Below are 19,601 nucleotides of genomic sequence, written 5' to 3' on the forward strand. Positions count from 1 at the left end.
CAGGGAATATCTGGATTTTACCGTTCATTTATTACCTCTGTCAAATACCTGTAGCAATAAGCCAGTGAAGGATCTAAACTAGAGCCCTGATCATTTTTGTTGTTACCTTTGACTTTGTTTATATACTTGTCCAACTAATTTAAAGACAGCAGGTCCCGATAAGGAACTGCTGTCTTTATGTCTTTGTAATTGACCTCACTTAATATCACTTATATATAGGAGTCATCCGCAAGCCTTTGTAATGTTTGAAATATCTATATTTAGCTTCTGCCCTTCTAAACATACAAATTCCATCCCACAACAAAAGCAGCCAAGATGAATGCCGAGAGGCCAGACATGATGTACATCACCTTTTGCTTTTTGCTGTAACTGTTCTTCCGCAGTTTGTACATAAGCAAGCCAAGAAACGCCACTGCTAGAACCACATATAGTAGGTTAAACATTAAATTGATGCGTATCGAAGAATAACCAGGATAATTAGGAAACCTCAACTTCGTCTGTAGGATGAAAAGATTAAGAAGGAGTGCCACACCAGCCAAGTTAATTGCAAGATGATATTTATTAAAATTGGTATTAGGATTCCCTCGTTTATATAGCTTGTTAAGAAGCATCCGGATTAAATAGCCGATCAAAGCAATTAAACTGAAAATGATGGCTAGTGCAACAGGGATAAGAGATATCTTAATTAAGTTCACCTTTACATTCGATACAGGCAAATAATCAATGTAAGGAGTGACTGAAATTTTCTCAATAATACCATTATACTCGACAACATTATAAGACTTTGCTAAATCAGCTTTTGTATATTTCGTTATATCGAGAAACGTAAATAAATTAGTAAATCTAGCGGCTGCCCGCCGTGCGGGTTGAAAATACCCTCCCCCCTCCGAAGTAACTCTATTAGAATTGACATTATCACCAAAAATTTCTTTGATAAGTCCATAATAATAAATTTCCTCAAAAGACTGGTTTGTCATGACCACCATCCCAAATTTAGATTCGGGATCAAAGACAAGTTTACTGGAGAATCCTTTCAAATTCCCCTCGTGCATCAGTGTAGGCACCCAGTATTCCATCTCAACGAACCCATGCGCAAATCGCGGAATCGAAGTCCCGTCATAATAGAGACTTGTCGACAACATTTCGTTTAACGTATCCCTATTTTTAAATAATACATTGCTATCATCTACAGGCATCAACGCAGCAAGAAATTTGCCTAAATCTTCTGCTGTCCCTATGGCTGCCCCTGTAGGATAAAACGTAACGTATACTCTGTTCTCAGGGATCAGTTTCAAATCTTTCGTATACCCTTCAATCTCATTTCTTCTTTGTGCTAGGTCTGGATGATCTTGCCCCGTTGGATGAATCGAGGTGTCGTTCATATGAAGCGGTTCGAAAATATGTTGATTGACATATTCATAAAAAGGTTGGCCACTTATCTCTTCCACGATGTAACCGGCTAAGCCAACGCCGTAGTTCGAATAACCCACTATGCTATTCGGTTTATAGATCTGTTTCGGCTCATTTCTACGCAACGTTTCTCCTAATTCTAACGTTTCATTCTCGGAGTAATAAAATACCTCGGCCGCTGTTTGATCTTCCCAACCCGCATTGTGATGCATCAGGTTCATTAGGGTAATCGGTTCATCGTATTTCAGCTTTTTAAAAAATCCCTCTGGCAGATATTCTTGGATATCCGTCTCCAAATCAAGCTTTCCTTGTTCGACAAGCTGCATCACACTCGTATAGACCAACAGTTTCGAGATGGAAGCCCATTCAAAAACAGTAGAGGTATCCGCCTTTCGCTGATTCTCAATATCTGCGTAACCATATGCCTTATTCACAATGGTTTCACAGTCTTTGATAGCCACAACCGAAACGGCAGCGGTATACTTCTCATACGAGGCAACATAAGCATCAATCGTTTCCTCTAACTTGGATAAAGGAATTCTGGATGGTGTAGTTTCCACCTGTTTCTCTTCAGCGTGGGCGGGTACCGCTATTGCCATCATGATAAATATGAATGACAGAACACAAGCGATTACTTTGTTTACCGTGTGATGTCTACAATTCATCTGCATTATCTTCTCTCCTTTTATATTAAATGGTAATTTCATCTCTTGTTTTTGAGTATGCGTTTTCAAAAGAATCCACGTGGCTCCAAATATATTCAAATGCAATTACACTCCATTCAGGAGAGAGGTCGGAGAATTTCACCTTTCCAATTATCGATGTTTATTTCTTTGTCTTTCAAGAGGCACCAATCAATGATTTCACCTATCAATCTTGGCGTGATGATCTCATCGCTCCATAGCGGTGTTAGTACTCTTCTGTATCCTATATGTTCTAACGTCCAGCCTTCGAATTCTTCTCCGATGATGACTATAAATGGGGTCTTGTTCTTGATACTGTGTTGTCCCACTTCATAAGTGACGATTAACTTCTTATCCTCAGAAACGATATGTAATTTGATTATCCCTTCATCGTCAATATCCGGTTCAACATACCAATAAAATAATCGATTGGAGCGAACGATTTTACGTTTATATTTTTTTCTTACGCCCATAACTCACCTCACATATTTCTTTTTCCTTGGGTCGCAGTATTTGTTCAGTTCCAAGACACAGCTAGAGTAGCTTTGAGATCTGATATCAAAAGCCACACTAAGATTAAGGAGTAGTACTCTTGTAAAAATCAATTACTCTATCAAAGATCTCGATCTCTCGTTTTTCTATGTGCGGTAATGTCTCGCTATGCTTTACAATATGATGTATATTATCTGCTACAGTCTCTGCTTTATGAATCCCTACATATCCTGGTACCAGTTCATTAAGGTAATGGAAGTATCTCATTTGAGGTTCAATCATGCGCAGATGATTATCAAAATTTCTTCTGGATCTTGTCTGATCCATCTCCTTTCTCTTGCGCAGCCCGTCTTCTTCAGCCCAGAATAGTACATAAGCATCCGGTAATGAGATTTCATTCTCCAATAATTTCTTTCTAAAAAAGTTTGCTGTTTCATCTAAAGATAGATGCTCATAACCATATATCCAGCTGTACCAAATCTTAAAAATATCGCCATCCAAAATCACATACTCATGTTGTTGATTCTTCTCATATGCTATATGCCATCTATCGATTTGTCTCTCCAGCAACCACATATAAGTTCCTTACCTTCAAGTTGAGGAGATTCAAAAAGGAACCCTGTTTCTGGAACAATAAATGCATCATATTGTGTAGCGAACTGCTGACAAGTGGTACTTTTACCTACAGAACTGGCACCTTCGAGACAAATTATCGTCATTCAATTACCTCCAGATATTACTCACAAAATGATTAATCAACCTTCACTGGCTCTTAAGCGATCATGTTGAATTTCATTAGACTATGTATTGTAGATTTCTTTGATCCTTAGCCATGTTTCATACCAAAATGTTTTTCGTTTAAGCGGTTTTATTACCTTAATCTCGACTTCTTTTCGTTTCAAATAAACCGTGCCATCCACTTCAATGAGTCTATCTCCAAATGAAAATACAATATCCTTGCAGTATTTGTGATACTGGTTCTCTCTTGTTTCTGACCACTCCGATTTTTCAATAGAATGCCGTTTTCTCAATTCTTTAAGATCCTCCTTTAAGGAAACACCACTATTTTCAGCAAAAATGATACCTGTCCCACATCATAAACACTTTGTTATCCGATATTGATGATCCTAAGGTTCATTCATTCCTACACAATGTTATCTGATGTCCATTCCTTCGAAGCGTGTTTTAAAAACTATATTTCTTATTCCAATTTTTCATTATATGGATTTGCATACAAATCAACATCAATTTCAGCATGAATCATATTAACAAATTCAATAAAATCAGAATCGAAATAAAGAGCAGGCGTTTCCCCCTCTTCTATTCTTATTACAATGAAAAATTTCGTGCTTAATTGATGTTCAATCCGAATCGAATTGATCTCTTTTGCTTTGTTTCTTAACATATCGACTACTTTTATTAATTGGTGATTCACATCTAATGATTCTTCATAATCCGTACCTAATGTCCATGATGTTTCTTTTATTCGATGCTTTTTGTTAATCATATCGCCTTTATAAGCCGTATTCGTAGGTTCAATTTTAAGTATTGAAGTTACATAATTCGGATCGAATACATCTCCAAACAAGCTAAAATAAGCCATTACTTCAGTTTTGTCTTTCAGGAGTTTCACCTCTTTAAAAATGGATGTATGGACCTCCGCTACTCCAACTCTTTTAATACAATTGCACATAACATTTGGTATTTACGAGCCGAAGAACCCTAACTGACCAGTAATTATTATTCTTGCTTCCATTGATGTGATTCGTGTAGTTTACCAGTTTCATAAAAATACTTTAGTACTTCAAGCATGGGTATTAATTCTATACAAATGTTATCGCAATAATTTCCTAACTGACCACCGATAACTAGAGAAATTTCACTATTTCCCCGATTATCGTTCATAAGCGTATATATATGTTCATCAATTGTAATAGACACTACAAAATATTCCGGTCCGCCTCCAACTAATGCTGAACCTGTGTCAGATACCTCAAAAAAAACTAATGTAAATTTATCTCCATCGAGTTTTCTCAAAAAACGTAAACTGTCTGCCCATGTAGGGTTCATAACGATCTCTTCATTAAATGTGGTCCCATTCCGTTCATCAATGCTAATAGAGTTTATCATTTTTTCTTTTTATCCTCCTTCTTTCATCACACATATCCATCTTCAGGTTCACCAACATCAAAACCCAACACTTTTGTCGCTTCCAACTTAAATGTTTCTATCCAAGACATCCATACATCGCTATCCATCTGTGCATAAAATGATAGTCCACTAGGTTCAACGGATGCTTCAATGAAGACATCATCCTCTTCAGTTCCAAACCAATATGGAATTCCACTTTTATAACCAATCCACCCTGGCATATGCTCATATACTTTAGAAACTTTAGCCCACATTTCATCAGGCAGGTCATACCTTATATTTAGGTTGCAATTATGAGAGTTTATGTTGTTCATATCCATTCTCTCCTTCTACCTTAGACGTACCAAAAATATCCTATATATACTTCTCCCACTACTTGATCAAGGATGTATCTCTTGTTCTTTATATACTATTTTCGTTTATCGTTTACCAAATATCTTCTTCCTTTAAGATTTCTTTGGTGGGCTGGTCTACAGCTAACCAAGTAGAAATATCCCCTTCTATTTTTCTCTTCCACGCTATCAAAAAATGTACTTGGCATATCTCGCGGAATCCATCTGTATCATAGGTACTTCAACGCCTTGATCAGAATGTAAGACAGAACTATACTTCTCAAAATCAGAGTTTAAAGCAAGAAATTTAGGAATCATATCACCTTGGTTTCTTTTTCGCATTATCAGTGGTTTTTCTTGAGTTCCTATGTGTAGACGGTATTGTTCATTCTCATATTCTACAGCTTCAAGATTTTCTCCCGTGTCAGCTCCGTGATCTTCCCAGCTGTATCCCTCTTTCCACGAAGCAGAAAAGCTACACGTGCTTATCTGATGATATGCATTGGGTTTGATTCTAAATACGGCCCCCCAGCATTCGTCTACTTCCTGAGGTGAAGAAAGATTATGGTTCAGATTACAGAGCAATAACTCGCAATCAAACAAGTCGTAGTAATACTGGTATAGTGTGCCGCCATGTTTGAGCTGAGCACAGTGAGTAGGAAGATAACATTCGCTGGAGACAGCAAGAGAAAGTTCAATTGTTCCTAGAGGCGTATATATTGAAGGTTTTATATGATCAGTACCTTGAATTAAGGCTTCTTTTCCACGAAAAAGCTTCATAATGTCCCTCCTTACTCATCTACTTAAGAATTACTTTCTATTCTTGATAATTAAAAAAATATTTATTATATAAGTTTGGCTCCATTTCTTTTATTCTAATTCCATTCTCTCGTGCATCTTCTATTCCTCTTATGTAGAAAAGACACTTTAAATTTTTATCAAAGACAATACAAGAAAAGTCCCAGTCTTGGTACCTGTATTGATCTAATAAATCTTTCTTGGATTTGATATATGGTATAAAACTCATCTTATTTGAGTTATCGATTATTTGTATCACATTATCTAACTTTAATACTTTATTTTTAGATAAGTAGGTATCGAGATCTTCTTCATGGTAAATGTCTAAAAATAAAATAGAATTATCTTCTATTAGTAATCCATCTAGAACCTCGGTGATATTACAATTTAGAATCTTAAAGTATGGAGGCATTTTGATAATTTGTAATGGTTTCATCAGTTCTCCCCAAAAAAGTTTTATCGAGAATTTCATAAAGTGTTCTTATATCTACAAACCCTCACTACTTTAAAGATGCAGCGACTTGTCGCAATTCAATAAGGTAGTGCAGGGTTACCTGCTGCCTCCACTTCTTCGAATACCCTCGGCAGACAAAGAAGTGGAGGCAACGTAGCGTAGATATGTTGTTATTTAGATGTCAATTACCTTCCACAAAACACTTATAGATTGTATTTCGTTTTCATTCTTTCATATAACTTATAATCCGTATTTCGATTTACAATCTCTCCTATTAACTCTTTCCATTTATTTTCAATCCACTTAGGACTTTGTTCTTTCAGAATATCCTCGTTAAATTGACTATCGATATACTCCAAATCTTGTTTAAGCACTCCTATATCCTTAATCAGTTGATTTCTCGATTCTTTTTCTAGCGATATCTTATTCGATAAAATGTCGTCTGTGATTTCTACACTTATATACGTATACATATCTCTAAACACATTGTAGATTAAATTGGTTGATGATAATTGATCTTCCTTGAAGTCGGAATTCAGAAAGACGAATGATTCTTCACCAACTTTCAAAGATACCGCCACATTTCCTAAGGCATGTATGACTGTTTCCTTGGAAGAGCCGTCCTCTAAGCTTTTTATCACATTATCTAAATTGTAGATGGATTCTTTTATACCAATTTCAGTTCCATGATTCATTTTTATGGTGTAATCAACTTCTTGATTGTCTTTGTACGCTTTGAATTGATAGTTGAAGTACATGCTTATTATCAATCCAACCATTAGTATGATTATTGCAATATTTTTTCTCATTGAATCACCTCCTACTAGTGCCTGAACTACGTATATGATAACCCATATTGTTACAATTGCGAAAGGAAATTGGCGAATAAGGGAGATTTATTAGTTTTCTCAAACCCGTATCCATACGCTCCTACGGGCTTTAAATACGCTGAATATATGCAGGGTTGTACAGAGTGCGAATATGCAGTGAGCCCTTTATTATAGTAATAATAAAACAAAAAGGCCCCTCTTCATCCCATGGGGAATCCGACGACCTTCCAGTGCTTTTGGAAAATATCAACTTTTAAAAAGGTAGCGCGTACCAACTTTCGCTGCAAGCAGGCTAGAGCCAACAACTACCTATCAAGCCAACAACGCCTGTTCAATCTGATCCACAATGCCATTGATGCCTGTTGGTCCATAACAACCGATCCATGTCGCCGCATCTACGGAGTGTATTTGCTGTCTCTCATCCGTATCAAGCATCCCCCAGACACGTTGCTCGGTCGCGGATATACCCTCCTGCATGATCTCATTGCTAAGCAAAAAGTAGTGGCTCGCCTGCACAGCCGGTAGTCTGTCAACGGAGATATGATAGGCCGTGTCGGTGGTATCTGCCACAAATAACGGAACTGGCAGACCCAGATCACGGTACAGCACAGCGCCTGTACGATGCGAGGCAGAATGTACGCGAACGAGAGAATCTAGTGGACGAATCAGTGCCACGCTCTTACCTGCCAGTACTGGAGCAAGTTCCTCTGATAACAATGTGGTTCGTCGGTGATAATCCGCAAGTATTCGCTTTGACTCTGCTCGCTTACCAGTTAATTCACCGAACAGGCTAAGAATGGTCTGCCAGCTCTCATTGCGCTTAAACATGAGAACTGGAGCGACCCGGCTGAGCCGTTCATAGTACTGATCATGCACCTCGGTGCAAATAATCAGATCCGGGGACAGTCGTTCGACAGCAAGCAGATCAGGGTACTCATACGTTCCGAGTATCTCGGTACCCTGAAGTCCTGCCCTGATATATTGCGGGAAATGGAACGTTCCACTTCCCAATCCCACACTTCCTGCTGGAGACAATCCAAGTGCAAGCAAATGATCCGCATATTGAACATCAAGTACAGCGATACGTTGCGGAGAACGGGTGACAGGATATTCACCTCGCATATGGCATATCACAGGGCCTTGGTCCGACTCGTACGAAGAAGCCATGCGATTCCGCAGCAAGGATTGAGCATAATTTGCATCTGTTTCCTTAGCAGCATCAAGTCGATAACGCAGCGGAGGGACGCCATAATATTTCTTAAATGCCCTACTGAAATAATACATATCGCGATAGCCCATCTTGTCAGCAATTTCTCCAATGGACGCATCCGTATGATGCAGCATCCGCGATGCATTTTCCATCCGTAGCTGGATGACGTACTCCATCGGTCCAAGCTGCTTCTCTTGTTTGAATCGTCGCTGTAACTGCCTTACGCTGCAACCGGCAAGGGCCGCCAACTCTTTAAGCTCCAGATTCTGGCGATAATGCGATGATATATATGACACGACTACATCCACCATGTCGGACTCTGCTCCGCCTTGACCACGTTCATACTCCATGATCAGTTCATAGATCATCCCCTGGAGCAAAGCATGGGCATGAAACCGTTCCAGTCCTTCGCCACGACGCCATTTGGCAACGATTTTTTCCGCATTCTGGATCCATTCTGCCTGAGTCACAGGGTTCTGAATAAACGAATTTTGCAGCGGATGTTTGCGATACGAGGGCATGGCATGGGAGGCTCCTTCCATGGAAGAAGCCTCGTACATGATCACGATATAATAAAGTTCGTCTGATCTGGCCGTCAGCGTAAAGGATGCTCCCTTCACCACATGACAGGCAAAAGAAGCTCCAATGTGGCTACCCTCGCCATCCATTGCAAGCTCCCCTTCACCTCCGTAGGCCAGCAGCAGCACATTTGAAGTTAAATCCGTTTCGTGTAAAACGCTGCCTGTCTGCAAAGTACCGCTATACCCGTCAAGCATCTTGATCGTTGTATCACTCCATAGACTTGTCTGTTCTTGCAGCGGCATTTCTCTCATCTCCTGACAATAGCAAAGGTAAAATTCTTGCTGTTGTCATTGTAATTGAGATTCTTTCTCATTGTCAATTTTCGGACATTTGAGACAATATTCGCCTGACATCTGGTAATAGAAACAGCAGGTAATTCGCTCGCTTTTGGCAACATGCACATTGTCCTTACAATCGGTGAAGCGGGTTAACGGATTCTTCCGCTCACCAAACACTTCCCCGGATGCCACCTGCGTCAGATAGGAAAAGTCCTCTCGAATGATCTTACTTTCCTGCTCTGTCTCGGCTTCATCAGGAGCGAATAGTCGGCCGATACGTACCATAATGTTCTCCCAGAGAATACTCATCGAAAGAGACGCAATCGCAGCAAGTGTCTTTAACAGCGGTGTAAGCTGTACCGCAAACATCTCCTCGAGCACCTTTTCGCGCCATGCTCCCCTGTCTCCAGTTAGTCCTTCAGCCTGAAGCCCATTCACCGCTAGAAAAGGAAATCGTGTGCCGCCCTCATGATCTGAGAGCGCCGGATGATAGAGAAAGCTGTTCTCCAGCTGAAAGGTTACATGCTGATGATGAAACGTCATCGCGGTCACGAGCGGAGTCGTCCATAGAAAGCCAAGCCGCTTGGCTAACATGGAGGCTGCGACTTTCATGTCAGGCGCATCGATATAGTTCTGAAACCAGCGGATATACTCTCGACACGCCTCTTCGTCATGCAACTCACTCAAAGCAATGGTACGGACACTATGTTCAGGCGGCTCACCAAGCAAAATCGAATGATCCTCTACCGTCTCTTTCCATAAGTCTGTCGAGAGATATGGATTCATATTAGTTCGATCCGAGCAGGGCTTCCGATGCCTGATCTACAATCAGATTAATCGCAAGAGGTCCGTAGTATGCAATCCACAGTGTTGAGTTTACGTCATACGTGTGGTTATTTTTCACAGCATCAAGGGACTTCCACACGGGATTAGTCAACATAGCCTCTGCCTCTGCTGCGAACAGCTCATCCGACAGCACAAAATAACGATCTGCCTTAATATCAGGGACTTTCTCCATGGAAATTTCAACAGAGGTATCATCCTTGATCTCTTTTACGAGTTCAGGCATGTTTAAGCCCAAATCATTATACAAAATGCCCCCTGTGCGGTGCTCGATGCCATGGACACGGATACCTTCTTTACGCGGACGAATCAGAGCGACTGTCTCATCTCCCATTTTCTCTGTCAGCTGTGCCTTCAGACCAGCAACTTTTTCCTCATAGGCTGTGCGCACTTTCTCTGCCTCGTCCTGCTTGTCTGTAATTTTAGCAACCGTGGCTAACGTATCACGCCAGTCTTCGTAGAAATCGAGTACCAAGGTAGGTGCAATTTTGCTTACACTTTCATACTGTTTCTCCTGGAAGTCGGTCATGATGATCAGATCCGGGTCGAGTGCAACAATCGCTTCCAGGTTAGGCTCGTCCCGTGTACCCAGAACCTGTACATCACTCGGTTGATCGCCTAAGTATTCTGGAAAATCGGTGTTGCCTCCAGCGATAACACTACCTGCCGGCTTCTCGCCAACGGCTAACATTTGATCCAGAAATTTAACATCAAGCACTGCAATTTTCTGTGGTTTTTCGTTTAGAGTGATGTCACCCTTCATACCCTTGATCGTTACAGGAAAAGCTCCGTCCGTCTGCGTTTCCGCATTCGCAGGTGTCTCCGCTGGCGTTGCCGCAGATTGCTTACCACTATCTGTACCTGTTGCGGCACCGCAAGCCGTCAAAACAAGAATAAGGGCCAGCATCAAGCCCATGAGTAATCGTGATTTGTGAGCAGTGTAGGCTTTGTTACCAGCCGTTTGCCCCTTTGTTCCTTGTTTCATTTGTAAATCCCCCTTATGTATACTAGTGATAATGATTTTCATTATCGAAACATAAAGAGAGTATATACGATCTCCGTATCGTGTTACCATGTACTTTTGCGACATTTCAGCCGGACTAATGCGACATGGCAAGCCTTTTATCCGCCCTTTAATTTCTCAGCGATATACCCTTGCAGTCGGTAGATGTCCGAAAGAAGCTCCTCTTCCTCCGGCGTATTCCCATACTCCCCTAACCAGCGCGGTGTTCGGATATGCCAATCATCTGTCAGGTATTGCTGTTCATCCCGATACTCCAAAATATGTCCCAGGAAATATTCCAGTAATCCAAAAGATTGTTTACGACTATCGTTGATGATGGATTGTGTTTGTTTAATGATTACCTGTAACATGTGTTGAATATGATCTTCTGGATTCATAGCGTTAATTTCCATCGATTACTCCCCCCTATCTCTACAAAAAATAAATTAGTATATTATTTAAATGATCCAAATATTTCTAGACGTAGAATTCTGTTCTGATTAAATACAATAAATCGATGCCCAATGAGTATTGAGACATCGATTCATATCATCTAATTATGAGGTGAAACATGAGTATGCGACCAAACATGAAGTATAGCTTTATTGTTAGCGCAGTTATTATTGTCGTTGTTCCTATTATCATTGGATTGTACATGTTGAACAAGGTTGTCGATCCTGACGAGACAATGGTTACGAGAACTGAAGTTTCTCCTGAGCTTATTACGGTAAAAGGTGGATTTGCAGACAGTATTAGCAGATATCACGGCTACTACCTCTCACATCATAACAATTCACTTTTCATTCAGATTAAAGGCAGTAAACTTCCTATCGGTGGTAGTAAAGACTTCACAATTTCATTTTCTAATACTTATAGGAATGTTGATGAAATCTACTTATTAGGTCCTGGCAGCAACTCTAAGAAAAAGATTTGGCCAAATCCCTAACTTTCATTGGAATGGATATCATATGATCTAACGCAATCAGCTTCAGTCTCTTCTGCTTAACTTCTTAAATGCCGAGTATTCCTGATCGGACTTCATATAACTTAATATCTTTTCCGCACATGCAGCTGAGCTAAGCTCTTCCGTATTTACTTCCAGATCATATTCATCATAGGAGTAGATGTAGTCGAACTGGGAATGGGCAAGTCCAATCTCACGATCTCCCCTGCTCTGCTCTCTTCTGGTGAGTTCTTCTTTCGAGCAATGCACACCTACAAACAATATCGGATAATCCGATAGTAAATTATAAAAATCGTTAAACCACTTGTCATTGCTGATAACCGTATCCACGATGACATTCAAACCCATTTCCGAAAACAGCTTAATGGTTGCACAGTACAACGAATTGATGGGGTCAAACAGGATATCGGTCATCACATGGTGTTCCACTTCTCTTGTTGGTTTCATATCTGGATATGTATTGTCGATAAACTGATCATAATTATGCAGAAATTGATCTACAGATAGATGATGAAACGGAATATCTCCCTGATTTTTCATTTCCATCGCAATGCTCGTCTTCCCCGAACTTGACGTTCCGTTCAAAAATATAATGAGTCCTCGTTCCATATTGATCACCCTTATCATTAAATTGGAAAACACTGTTCTGCCGAATTACCACTCTCTCCATTCTTCCGTAATATCTTCATCCTGGATGTCTAACCCAGCTAGCCTAGCCGCCTTGTCTATAAAATCAGCCAATTCTTCACGTTCCATCGTTTCAATAAAGTAACCATTGGCCCTCATTCATTTCATTAAACCTAAGCACAACTTCTTCTACAGCCTTCATCATGCGCTCAGAATCTTGCGTTTCTTGTAATGCTATTAATTGGTGCAAATATGTATCCAGGGCTTGATCAGACATGAGTAATCTCTCTTCTGTAAAAATCTCATCTCCGTGTTTAACCATTCTCTCGTTCCATAGTTTCGTTGGTTTTTCATGAAACAAGTTTTGTAATGTCAATGGAATCAACCCATTCCATATTTAATCATATCTATATTTTACCTGTAACCCAAATTATGAACAAGCGTTCACGCCTATTCACTTTCACCCTATTCACTCCATAGCCTTGTCACGTTCTCTAATTCCATCTCGTCAAATTGTAATCGATAAATGTCCGGTTTCTTGGTTTGATTCATAAAATCCAATCCGTAATCCGAATCAAAGTAGTTCATCATCAACGTCATTACATGTCCGTGTGTGCCGATCGCCACTTTTTTACCCTTGTATTCTTCTAAAATCTGTTTCAACACGCCCACTGCTCTATTCTGGCAAACCGTGTTCGATTCGCCTCCTGGCAATGCATAATCCGGGTCATCAAACATCTTCTTCGAAGCAGGCTCGAACTCTTCATCCGCAATCATATCATCTGAAAAATGTCTTTCCCGCAGATCCTCCATGATCTGAATATCTAATTCTAACGCTGCTGCCACACCCTCTAAGGTCAGAATAGCCCTGGCATAAGGACTTGAGACGATGGAATGTATTCCTTCAAACGTTAATATTTCCGTTATTCGTTCTGCATTCATCTTGCCCTCCAGAGTAAGCCCCCTCGTTCTTTCCGTTCCTTCCGTATACGGTGACTCCGCATGCCTTACCATAAAACGATGGTCTTCATAGGACCCTCCTTGAGTTCTTCTATCAAAATTTGTGGCCAGGCTTTAGGTCCTTCAACATATTTTATCTTTCCGTTCCAAAAATCAATTACATGGTGCCATCATATTTTAGATACTGAATTAATTCAGGATTGATAATTTGCTAGACATTTTAATTTACAATAATTTTCAGATATGTGTATAGTAGAAATGAAGCAAGATGCTTTTAAAAGAAGTTAAATCTAACGGAGAGGATGAGATCATGTCTTCTTTCAAAAGGAAGGTTGTATTAATCTCTTTATTTGTATTGGCTATCTCTGCTGCTGCAATCGCTTACGTAAATGGTCAATCGAAACCGGACGTGCCCATTCATAAAGTCGTCAACCTTTCAGCCAACTCTTTAACATTTCATGAAATTGATAAGCTGGATGCGTTCGCTGAACTGATCGTCATTGGTTATGCCACAGCAGATTTCAGAGATCGAGAGCATGTTATTACTGCATTTGATGATGGAACCATGCAATCCTTTCACACCAATACAAACATCAAGATTGAAAAGATATTGAAGAAACCCGAAGATTTCCCTTCGGATCAGAACGAATTGACAATCATTGAACCTGTTAGCCTCGAAGGAGATGTCAAATATACAGTTGATGACTATGTAGAACTTCAGAAGGGTGATAAAAGTGTGCTTTTCTTGATGAAAAACTCCTTTGGTGATTATGGATTAATCAATGATAACTTAGGCAAATTCAGCCTTGAAGGGATAACTCAATATAGTTTACCTCAATCCTCCACTGCACAAGCGTTATCAGAATACGAAACTTTCCGTGACTCCGTTATGGAGAAGTACCATTTGAATTAAGGTTTTCATCAAACAACCGTGAACTTTGCAGACATAACTGCCCCATTCAATCTATTGCACTTCTTTATCAAGACTTACGTCAAATGATGAAGTTATCGATTTTTGTCTAAAGTCATTGGGTATCACTTTAATCTCCACGTTTAGATGTATAGATTCAGGTAGATTCATTTGAGTTATATTCTCATAACCAATGAAGTAATAATGATTTTCGTCCAGTTCTATCAAACCGCCACCTGTTGAGCCAGAAGTTGAAATCAAATGTCCGTCATGATAAAGCTCACAAGCAATAGTATATTCCTCCAAACTGAACCCTTTCACTTCATATCCAACCTTGATTTGATTTTCGGTGTAATCAGCATTTCGTAAACTAATCGCACCACCATCGACCATTTGGGTCTGAATTGCAACATTTGCTTCGGGCATTTCTGGTTTCTTTAATAGATAGCCTACTTTTAGGTACCATATAGCTCCTAATACAACTACAGCAAGTACAATCATAGCAATGATAAACTTCTTTTCTTTTTTATCCATAATCCTTACTCCTTACATCTGAACACTCTTGAAGTTCTTTCCAAACCTGTGTTTCAAATAATACATTATCCCTGCGCGATCAACATCAGAAAATTTCTGTTTTAGATATGTCCAACACTCTAGTTGCTAGTAAGGAAATTAATAACTACAATGGAGTTTTAAATCAATTTAAATCTTGGATACACGGAGTAGGACAGTTAGGTTATTAACTAAAGATGGTAGGAATGTTATGTGAAAAGAAAACTAATTATTTCACTTTTTTCAGTCATTATAATTCTAATAGGGATTTATTGGTATGCTGACAGGGAACTAATTGCTCTCAGAACGGGTTCGACATTGCCATTACAATGGGATACTCCATATAATAACGATGAACAACCAATTCAGCTTACAGAACAGAATCAAGATTTAAAGAATCCAAATATACATCTTACAGAACTCTACTACCTACCAAATTCAAAAAAACTACAATTTGGGTTATGGTACAGTAAAAGAGACTATCAACCGGATAAATCAAAAAAAATTCCAGATCGAATTTTCCAAGTTACGATTCATGATAAAAATGGTGAATTGTTTGAAGAAGATACCGTTGTTAAAAAAGAAGGCCTGTTTGATGAGTTTCAACGTAGATCACTCTCGATAGATTTGGATAATCAAGACTCTATAGAAATAACGATTTCCCTGATTGAACAAGACGGAACGATCATTACTCCAATTGAGTCAGCAAGCATTAACGTACCGTTAGATAAAATAAAACAGTGATAAGCTTAACAATATACAACACCCTTTGGTGTGGAGAGAATCTTCTTATTGCAACTTTTCGAAAAAAATTATCTGCCAGAAGCCGGGTGGTTAAGTCCCCGGCTTCTTTGCTTTTCTCAAGCCAAACTAAGTAGGAATCGCCTAATTCATGAATATTACAGTATAACTTGTATTTAACTTCTCGGAGCTACCTAGAATATTTTATTGATACTTCCACAATTATTAGGGATTGTGATTAATTAAATTTCAGGTTTTCCTGTATTAGCCTATAAATATATTGTTAATTTTGTCTCGATCATAATCTAGAATCCAATCGTTATATTCTGTATAGACATCCATTAGCTCTTCCCTTGCTGCTGAAATAACATCGCAACCTCTATCATCATAGATATGAAATATCGTTTTCTTCCTTATATTAATGAAATACACCCTATGATAAATCTTTGGCTGAACTCCAACATCATGATTACATATAGCTTTGATTAACTGATTATATTTCAAGTCCTCAACTCTACATTTAGTCCAGTACCTATACATGTTGTTCCTTGGGTCCAGGATGTCATCCGGTTCAAAATCCAAACCTGGAAATATCTCAAGGCTCAAGGCTCTAATCGGCCCTTTCTTCTTGATATATTTTCTGTACAGGTTCAATTTCTTCACTTCACGTTTGGGCTTATCAGCAAAATAAGCTTGAGTTATTAATAGGACTTCATCTTCTTGATCATGAAGAGCCTTAAATAATTCAAGTGATCGATGATAAACTTGTTCCATGTAATGCTCCGTATTTATCCCAAACATCAGAGGATTGCCAAGTTCGAATCGTATTGCAACATCCCAATTATAAAAAAGAGGCGGTTTTTCTAATGTCAGGTTTGGAAAATGCTCTGCCAGGTATGTCTTCAGGTCCATTCTGTGGCCTCCAAATTCTCTTTAAAGATGAATGCCTGCTAAAAAATGAGTCCGTCTCTTCAATGGACTCCCGTTTGACATTCAGATCTTTTAATGTTAATTGGCTTACTCAACTCTCCAACTCTTTTTTTCGAAAAATTAACCCCAGAACATTCCGTTATGACCTTCGTCCACGATCTTTAGCTGTGTTTCAAAATCTTCATTCAGTTCAATATCATCAATGAAATGCCATCTGCCCTTACTGTCCTGCCAATACACTTTCCATACCTTTCATCCAATCTGAATTGTGCTACCGGCAATTGTACCCATTGATCGCTTTGAAAGGCTTGTCTTTCTTCAATCAACGTCACATGTTTTCCTCTGATTTTATAACTAATCTTTATCTGACTTTTCACATGCTCGGGTACAGCATTTCCGGTGTAATGGTCTTGATTATATCATGTTGTTCTCTCCGATTTAAATGATGCTTTTAGTGTTGTAAAAGGTGAAACGGAGCGCGGCTTATGCAATGGCAAGCCGCGTCAGGATGAGGTGCTGCGCCCAATGGGGCAGTACCTCATGGGGTTGCACCGCGTGCATTAGTGCGGTGCTCATGCTGCCATCACGAGCACACTTTCATGATGGCAACACTTGGTGCATCACGATAGCTGCGCCGTGATGCACGCAAAAAAGCGCCGCGACTTCATCGTCGTGGCGCTTCTTCCTGCATAAGCCAATCGGCCATGCAGCTTTTGTTACGCTACTGCGTCCCATTGGCGCAGCATAACAGTTTCTTTCGATTTTACAATTTTAATAATGGGGCTATGCTAATCATTTACGACTTAGGGGACAGGCCACGAGCTGGATGTTTCTCCTCATCTAAAAGCTGCCTCTCAAGCCAACAGAGCCTGAGCGATCTGATCGATAATGCCATTGATGCCTGTGGGTCCATAACAGCCGATCCATGTCGCGGAATGGTCCGTCCTAACATCCCTGGGGTTCCGCATCGCTGGAGCTTAATTCATATAAATGATGTTCAACCTTTTATACCGCTAAATGTAATGCCGCTAATAAACGTCTTTTGAAGAAAAAAGAACAAAACGATAATAGGTAATGTCATCAAGGTGGATACGGCCATTAATAGACCCCATTCGGATCCCTTTTGACTCTGAAATTGCTGCAATCCGAGCGAAACCGTGTAAGATGGTTCATTGGTTAAATAGAGCAAGGGGCCCATGAAATCAGTCCAGCTCCCCATAAATTGAAACAATGCCACGGCTAAAACGGCGGATTTGGCTAGTGGAAACATGATCTGTAAATATATACGGAACTCACTAGCGCCGTCTAAGCGGGCCGCTTCGCGCAGGGCATCAGGCAGTCCCATGAAAAACTGCCGCAATAGAAAAATGTAAATGGGCACTCCAAAAAATTGGGGTACAATCAGTGGAAGAGGTGTTCCTACCCAACCTAATTTAGTAAACAACAGGAATAGAGGAATCATCGTCACCTGTCCGGGGATCATCATAACAGCAAGGGTAACAAAGAAAAGTATACCTCTCCCACGGTACTCTAACTTGGCAAAACTATATGCAACCAAGGGACAGGATATGATCACACCAAGCGTACTAACGATAGTTATAATCGCCGTGTTTTTCAGATATGTCCAGAAAGGGATATACTCAACAGCACGGGAATAATTACTCCACAGAATTGGATGCGGAATCCACTCTGGTGGGAATGTAAAGACTTGTGTGAGTGGTTTAAGAGAAGTCGAAAGCAGCCAAATGAACGGAATCATGAAAAATGCAGAAGCAACAATTAGACATACATAGGCTAACGCACGATTGATTCTTTTGATAGCGGTAGGATTCATCCCTTACTTCCTCCTCCTTATTTCCCTTGATAATGAACCCAGCGTTTAGACGTAATAAAAATAATTCCGGTTAATGCCATAACGATAATAAATAAGATCCAGGCCATTGCGGAGGCATAACCCATTTTGAAATACCTGAATCCGTTCTCATATAAATACATGACGTAAAAAGTCATGGAATTTGCAGGAGTTCCTTGCCCTTTGGTCAACGTATAGGGAAGAGTAAACTGTTGGAATGCACCAATCATTCCCATGACAAGGTTGTAGAAAATAACGGGAGTGAGCAAAGGCAGGGTTACCTTTCTCGTTTTCTGAAACCAGTTAGCTCCATCGATTTGCGCCGCTTCATAGTACTCCTCAGGGATGTCTCCTAATCCAGCAAGGTAGATAACGACAGCTTGCCCAATACCCCAAAGCGACATCAGAATGAGAGAGGGCTTGGACCATGACTCACCACCAAGCCAAGGAGGCCCTTCGATACCGATATTCGCTAACATCCCGTTCACCAATCCGAAGTTTGGATGTAACAGCCACATCCACAGAACAGCCAGAGCCACTTGTGGCACGAGAGTAGGTAAGAAAAAGATCGTTCTGAATACAGCCATACCCTTGACCTTCATATTCAACATCATAGCGAGTGCCACACCAATAAATATACTTAAGGGAACAAAAAATACGGTAAAATAAAGCGTGTTGTATATGGATTTCCAAAACAGAGGATCATGGAAAAGATCTCTATAATTATTCATTCCGACAAATTCACCAGGCTGCAGAATGCTGTAAGTAGTGAAGCTGAAGTAGATGGACATTAGCATGGGAATTGCATAAAAGCATAGCAGCCCTATAGCCCAAGGTGAAGCAAACAGCCACCCAATCACGTTAGTTCTGTGAAGTGCTCGTTTCCTTGCCGATGGAATTGCTTTTACTTGAACTGGATCGGCCAGTTTCGCCATGTACATTCTCCTTCCAATTGTCATTCATGAATAGGCAAGGAGAGAGTTCGCTCCCTGCCTACCG

The 19,601-nt window shown here is 40.0% G+C and carries 26 protein-coding genes; 3 read left to right on the forward strand and 23 right to left on the reverse strand.

Annotated features, from left to right (window positions below; genetic code table 11):
• Positions 1-275: 275 nt before the first annotated feature.
• The 14 genes from MHI14_RS23290 to MHI14_RS23355 all read right to left on the reverse strand — a co-directional run bounded on the left by MHI14_RS23290 (position 276) and on the right by MHI14_RS23355 (position 11,479).
• On the reverse strand, positions 276-2,174 hold the full coding sequence (locus MHI14_RS23290; protein WP_341131323.1) for a serine hydrolase domain-containing protein: 1,899 nt from the start codon (positions 2,172-2,174) through the stop codon (positions 276-278).
• A gap of 17 nt (positions 2,175-2,191) precedes the next feature.
• The gene (locus MHI14_RS23295) at positions 2,192-2,566 is read right to left on the reverse strand and encodes a hypothetical protein (RefSeq protein ID WP_341131324.1); all 375 of its coding nucleotides are present in this window, start codon (positions 2,564-2,566) and stop codon (positions 2,192-2,194) included.
• Between the two features lie 103 nt (positions 2,567-2,669).
• Positions 2,670-3,161, reverse strand: coding sequence for a hypothetical protein (locus tag MHI14_RS23300; protein WP_341131325.1), 492 nt, complete (start codon positions 3,159-3,161; stop codon positions 2,670-2,672).
• Between the two features lie 224 nt (positions 3,162-3,385).
• The gene (locus MHI14_RS23305; RefSeq protein WP_341131326.1) at positions 3,386-3,616 is read right to left on the reverse strand and encodes a hypothetical protein; all 231 of its coding nucleotides are present in this window, start codon (positions 3,614-3,616) and stop codon (positions 3,386-3,388) included.
• 170 nt (positions 3,617-3,786) lie between these two features.
• Positions 3,787-4,218 carry a DUF4279 domain-containing protein gene (locus MHI14_RS23310; RefSeq protein WP_341131327.1) on the reverse strand — a complete coding sequence of 144 codons (432 nt, stop codon included), beginning with the start codon at positions 4,216-4,218 and terminating at the stop codon, positions 3,787-3,789.
• Between the two features lie 107 nt (positions 4,219-4,325).
• Positions 4,326-4,715: a hypothetical protein gene (locus MHI14_RS23315; protein WP_237176392.1), complete on the reverse strand. Its 390-nt coding sequence runs from the start codon at positions 4,713-4,715 to the stop codon at positions 4,326-4,328.
• Between the two features lie 26 nt (positions 4,716-4,741).
• Positions 4,742-5,050: a hypothetical protein gene (locus tag MHI14_RS23320; protein ID WP_341131328.1), complete on the reverse strand. Its 309-nt coding sequence runs from the start codon at positions 5,048-5,050 to the stop codon at positions 4,742-4,744.
• Between the two features lie 207 nt (positions 5,051-5,257).
• Positions 5,258-5,848, reverse strand: coding sequence for a hypothetical protein (locus MHI14_RS23325; protein WP_341131329.1), 591 nt, complete (start codon positions 5,846-5,848; stop codon positions 5,258-5,260).
• A gap of 37 nt (positions 5,849-5,885) precedes the next feature.
• On the reverse strand, positions 5,886-6,302 hold the full coding sequence (locus MHI14_RS23330; RefSeq protein WP_341131330.1) for a hypothetical protein: 417 nt from the start codon (positions 6,300-6,302) through the stop codon (positions 5,886-5,888).
• Positions 6,303-6,523: 221 nt separating this feature from the next.
• Positions 6,524-7,129, reverse strand: a complete 606-nt coding sequence (locus tag MHI14_RS23335; RefSeq protein ID WP_338592473.1) for an oxidoreductase — start codon at positions 7,127-7,129, stop codon at positions 6,524-6,526.
• A gap of 333 nt (positions 7,130-7,462) precedes the next feature.
• Positions 7,463-9,184: a helix-turn-helix domain-containing protein gene (locus tag MHI14_RS23340; protein WP_341131331.1), complete on the reverse strand. Its 1,722-nt coding sequence runs from the start codon at positions 9,182-9,184 to the stop codon at positions 7,463-7,465.
• 45 nt (positions 9,185-9,229) lie between these two features.
• The gene (locus MHI14_RS23345; protein WP_341131332.1) at positions 9,230-10,006 is read right to left on the reverse strand and encodes an IucA/IucC family C-terminal-domain containing protein; all 777 of its coding nucleotides are present in this window, start codon (positions 10,004-10,006) and stop codon (positions 9,230-9,232) included.
• 1 nt (position 10,007) lies between these two features.
• Positions 10,008-11,048, reverse strand: a complete 1,041-nt coding sequence (locus MHI14_RS23350; RefSeq protein ID WP_341131333.1) for an ABC transporter substrate-binding protein — start codon at positions 11,046-11,048, stop codon at positions 10,008-10,010.
• Between the two features lie 137 nt (positions 11,049-11,185).
• Positions 11,186-11,479: a hypothetical protein gene (locus MHI14_RS23355; RefSeq protein ID WP_341131334.1), complete on the reverse strand. Its 294-nt coding sequence runs from the start codon at positions 11,477-11,479 to the stop codon at positions 11,186-11,188.
• Positions 11,480-11,637: 158 nt separating this feature from the next.
• Between MHI14_RS23355 and MHI14_RS23360 the strand changes: the two genes are divergently transcribed.
• Entirely contained in the window at positions 11,638-12,012 is a 375-nt protein-coding gene (locus MHI14_RS23360; RefSeq protein ID WP_253506599.1) for a hypothetical protein, read from the forward strand.
• A gap of 42 nt (positions 12,013-12,054) precedes the next feature.
• On the opposite strand, the gene MHI14_RS23365 is transcribed toward MHI14_RS23360, so the two are convergent.
• The 3 genes from MHI14_RS23365 to MHI14_RS23375 form a co-directional block, all read right to left on the reverse strand.
• Positions 12,055-12,639: a chloramphenicol phosphotransferase CPT family protein gene (locus MHI14_RS23365; protein WP_341131335.1), complete on the reverse strand. Its 585-nt coding sequence runs from the start codon at positions 12,637-12,639 to the stop codon at positions 12,055-12,057.
• Between the two features lie 151 nt (positions 12,640-12,790).
• On the reverse strand, positions 12,791-13,033 hold the full coding sequence (locus tag MHI14_RS23370; protein ID WP_341131336.1) for a hypothetical protein: 243 nt from the start codon (positions 13,031-13,033) through the stop codon (positions 12,791-12,793).
• A gap of 89 nt (positions 13,034-13,122) precedes the next feature.
• Positions 13,123-13,671, reverse strand: coding sequence for a histidine phosphatase family protein (locus tag MHI14_RS23375; RefSeq protein ID WP_341131337.1), 549 nt, complete (start codon positions 13,669-13,671; stop codon positions 13,123-13,125).
• Positions 13,672-13,885: 214 nt separating this feature from the next.
• Between MHI14_RS23375 and MHI14_RS23380 the strand changes: the two genes are divergently transcribed.
• Entirely contained in the window at positions 13,886-14,530 is a 645-nt protein-coding gene (locus tag MHI14_RS23380; RefSeq protein WP_341131338.1) for a hypothetical protein, read from the forward strand.
• Between the two features lie 51 nt (positions 14,531-14,581).
• On the opposite strand, the gene MHI14_RS23385 is transcribed toward MHI14_RS23380, so the two are convergent.
• Positions 14,582-15,061, reverse strand: coding sequence for a hypothetical protein (locus tag MHI14_RS23385; protein ID WP_341131339.1), 480 nt, complete (start codon positions 15,059-15,061; stop codon positions 14,582-14,584).
• A 231-nt stretch (positions 15,062-15,292) separates the two neighbouring features.
• Here MHI14_RS23385 and MHI14_RS23390 point away from each other — a divergent pair, with 231 nt between their 5' ends.
• Positions 15,293-15,823: a hypothetical protein gene (locus MHI14_RS23390; protein WP_341131340.1), complete on the forward strand. Its 531-nt coding sequence runs from the start codon at positions 15,293-15,295 to the stop codon at positions 15,821-15,823.
• A gap of 261 nt (positions 15,824-16,084) precedes the next feature.
• Here the strand turns inward: MHI14_RS23390 and MHI14_RS23395 are convergent, their stop codons facing one another.
• The 5 genes from MHI14_RS23395 to MHI14_RS23410 form a co-directional block, all read right to left on the reverse strand.
• On the reverse strand, positions 16,085-16,732 hold the full coding sequence (locus MHI14_RS23395) for a DUF3885 domain-containing protein (RefSeq protein ID WP_341131341.1): 648 nt from the start codon (positions 16,730-16,732) through the stop codon (positions 16,085-16,087).
• A gap of 138 nt (positions 16,733-16,870) precedes the next feature.
• Positions 16,871-16,990, reverse strand: a complete 120-nt coding sequence (locus MHI14_RS23400) for a DUF3024 domain-containing protein (protein WP_341131342.1) — start codon at positions 16,988-16,990, stop codon at positions 16,871-16,873.
• Positions 16,936-17,127 carry a DUF3024 domain-containing protein gene (locus MHI14_RS31160; RefSeq protein WP_445670352.1) on the reverse strand — a complete coding sequence of 64 codons (192 nt, stop codon included), beginning with the start codon at positions 17,125-17,127 and terminating at the stop codon, positions 16,936-16,938. Before MHI14_RS31160 ends, MHI14_RS23400 begins: the two co-directional genes overlap by 55 nt.
• Positions 17,128-17,747: 620 nt before the next feature.
• Entirely contained in the window at positions 17,748-18,584 is an 837-nt protein-coding gene (locus tag MHI14_RS23405) for a carbohydrate ABC transporter permease (RefSeq protein WP_341131343.1), read from the reverse strand.
• Positions 18,585-18,601: 17 nt separating this feature from the next.
• A complete protein-coding gene (locus MHI14_RS23410) occupies positions 18,602-19,537 on the reverse strand; it encodes a carbohydrate ABC transporter permease (protein ID WP_091033373.1) in 936 nt (311 codons plus the stop codon).
• Positions 19,538-19,601: the final 64 nt, after the last annotated feature.

The sequence above is a fragment of the Paenibacillus sp. FSL K6-2393 genome, assembly GCF_038002545.1.
GTDB lineage: Bacteria > Bacillota > Bacilli > Paenibacillales > Paenibacillaceae > Paenibacillus.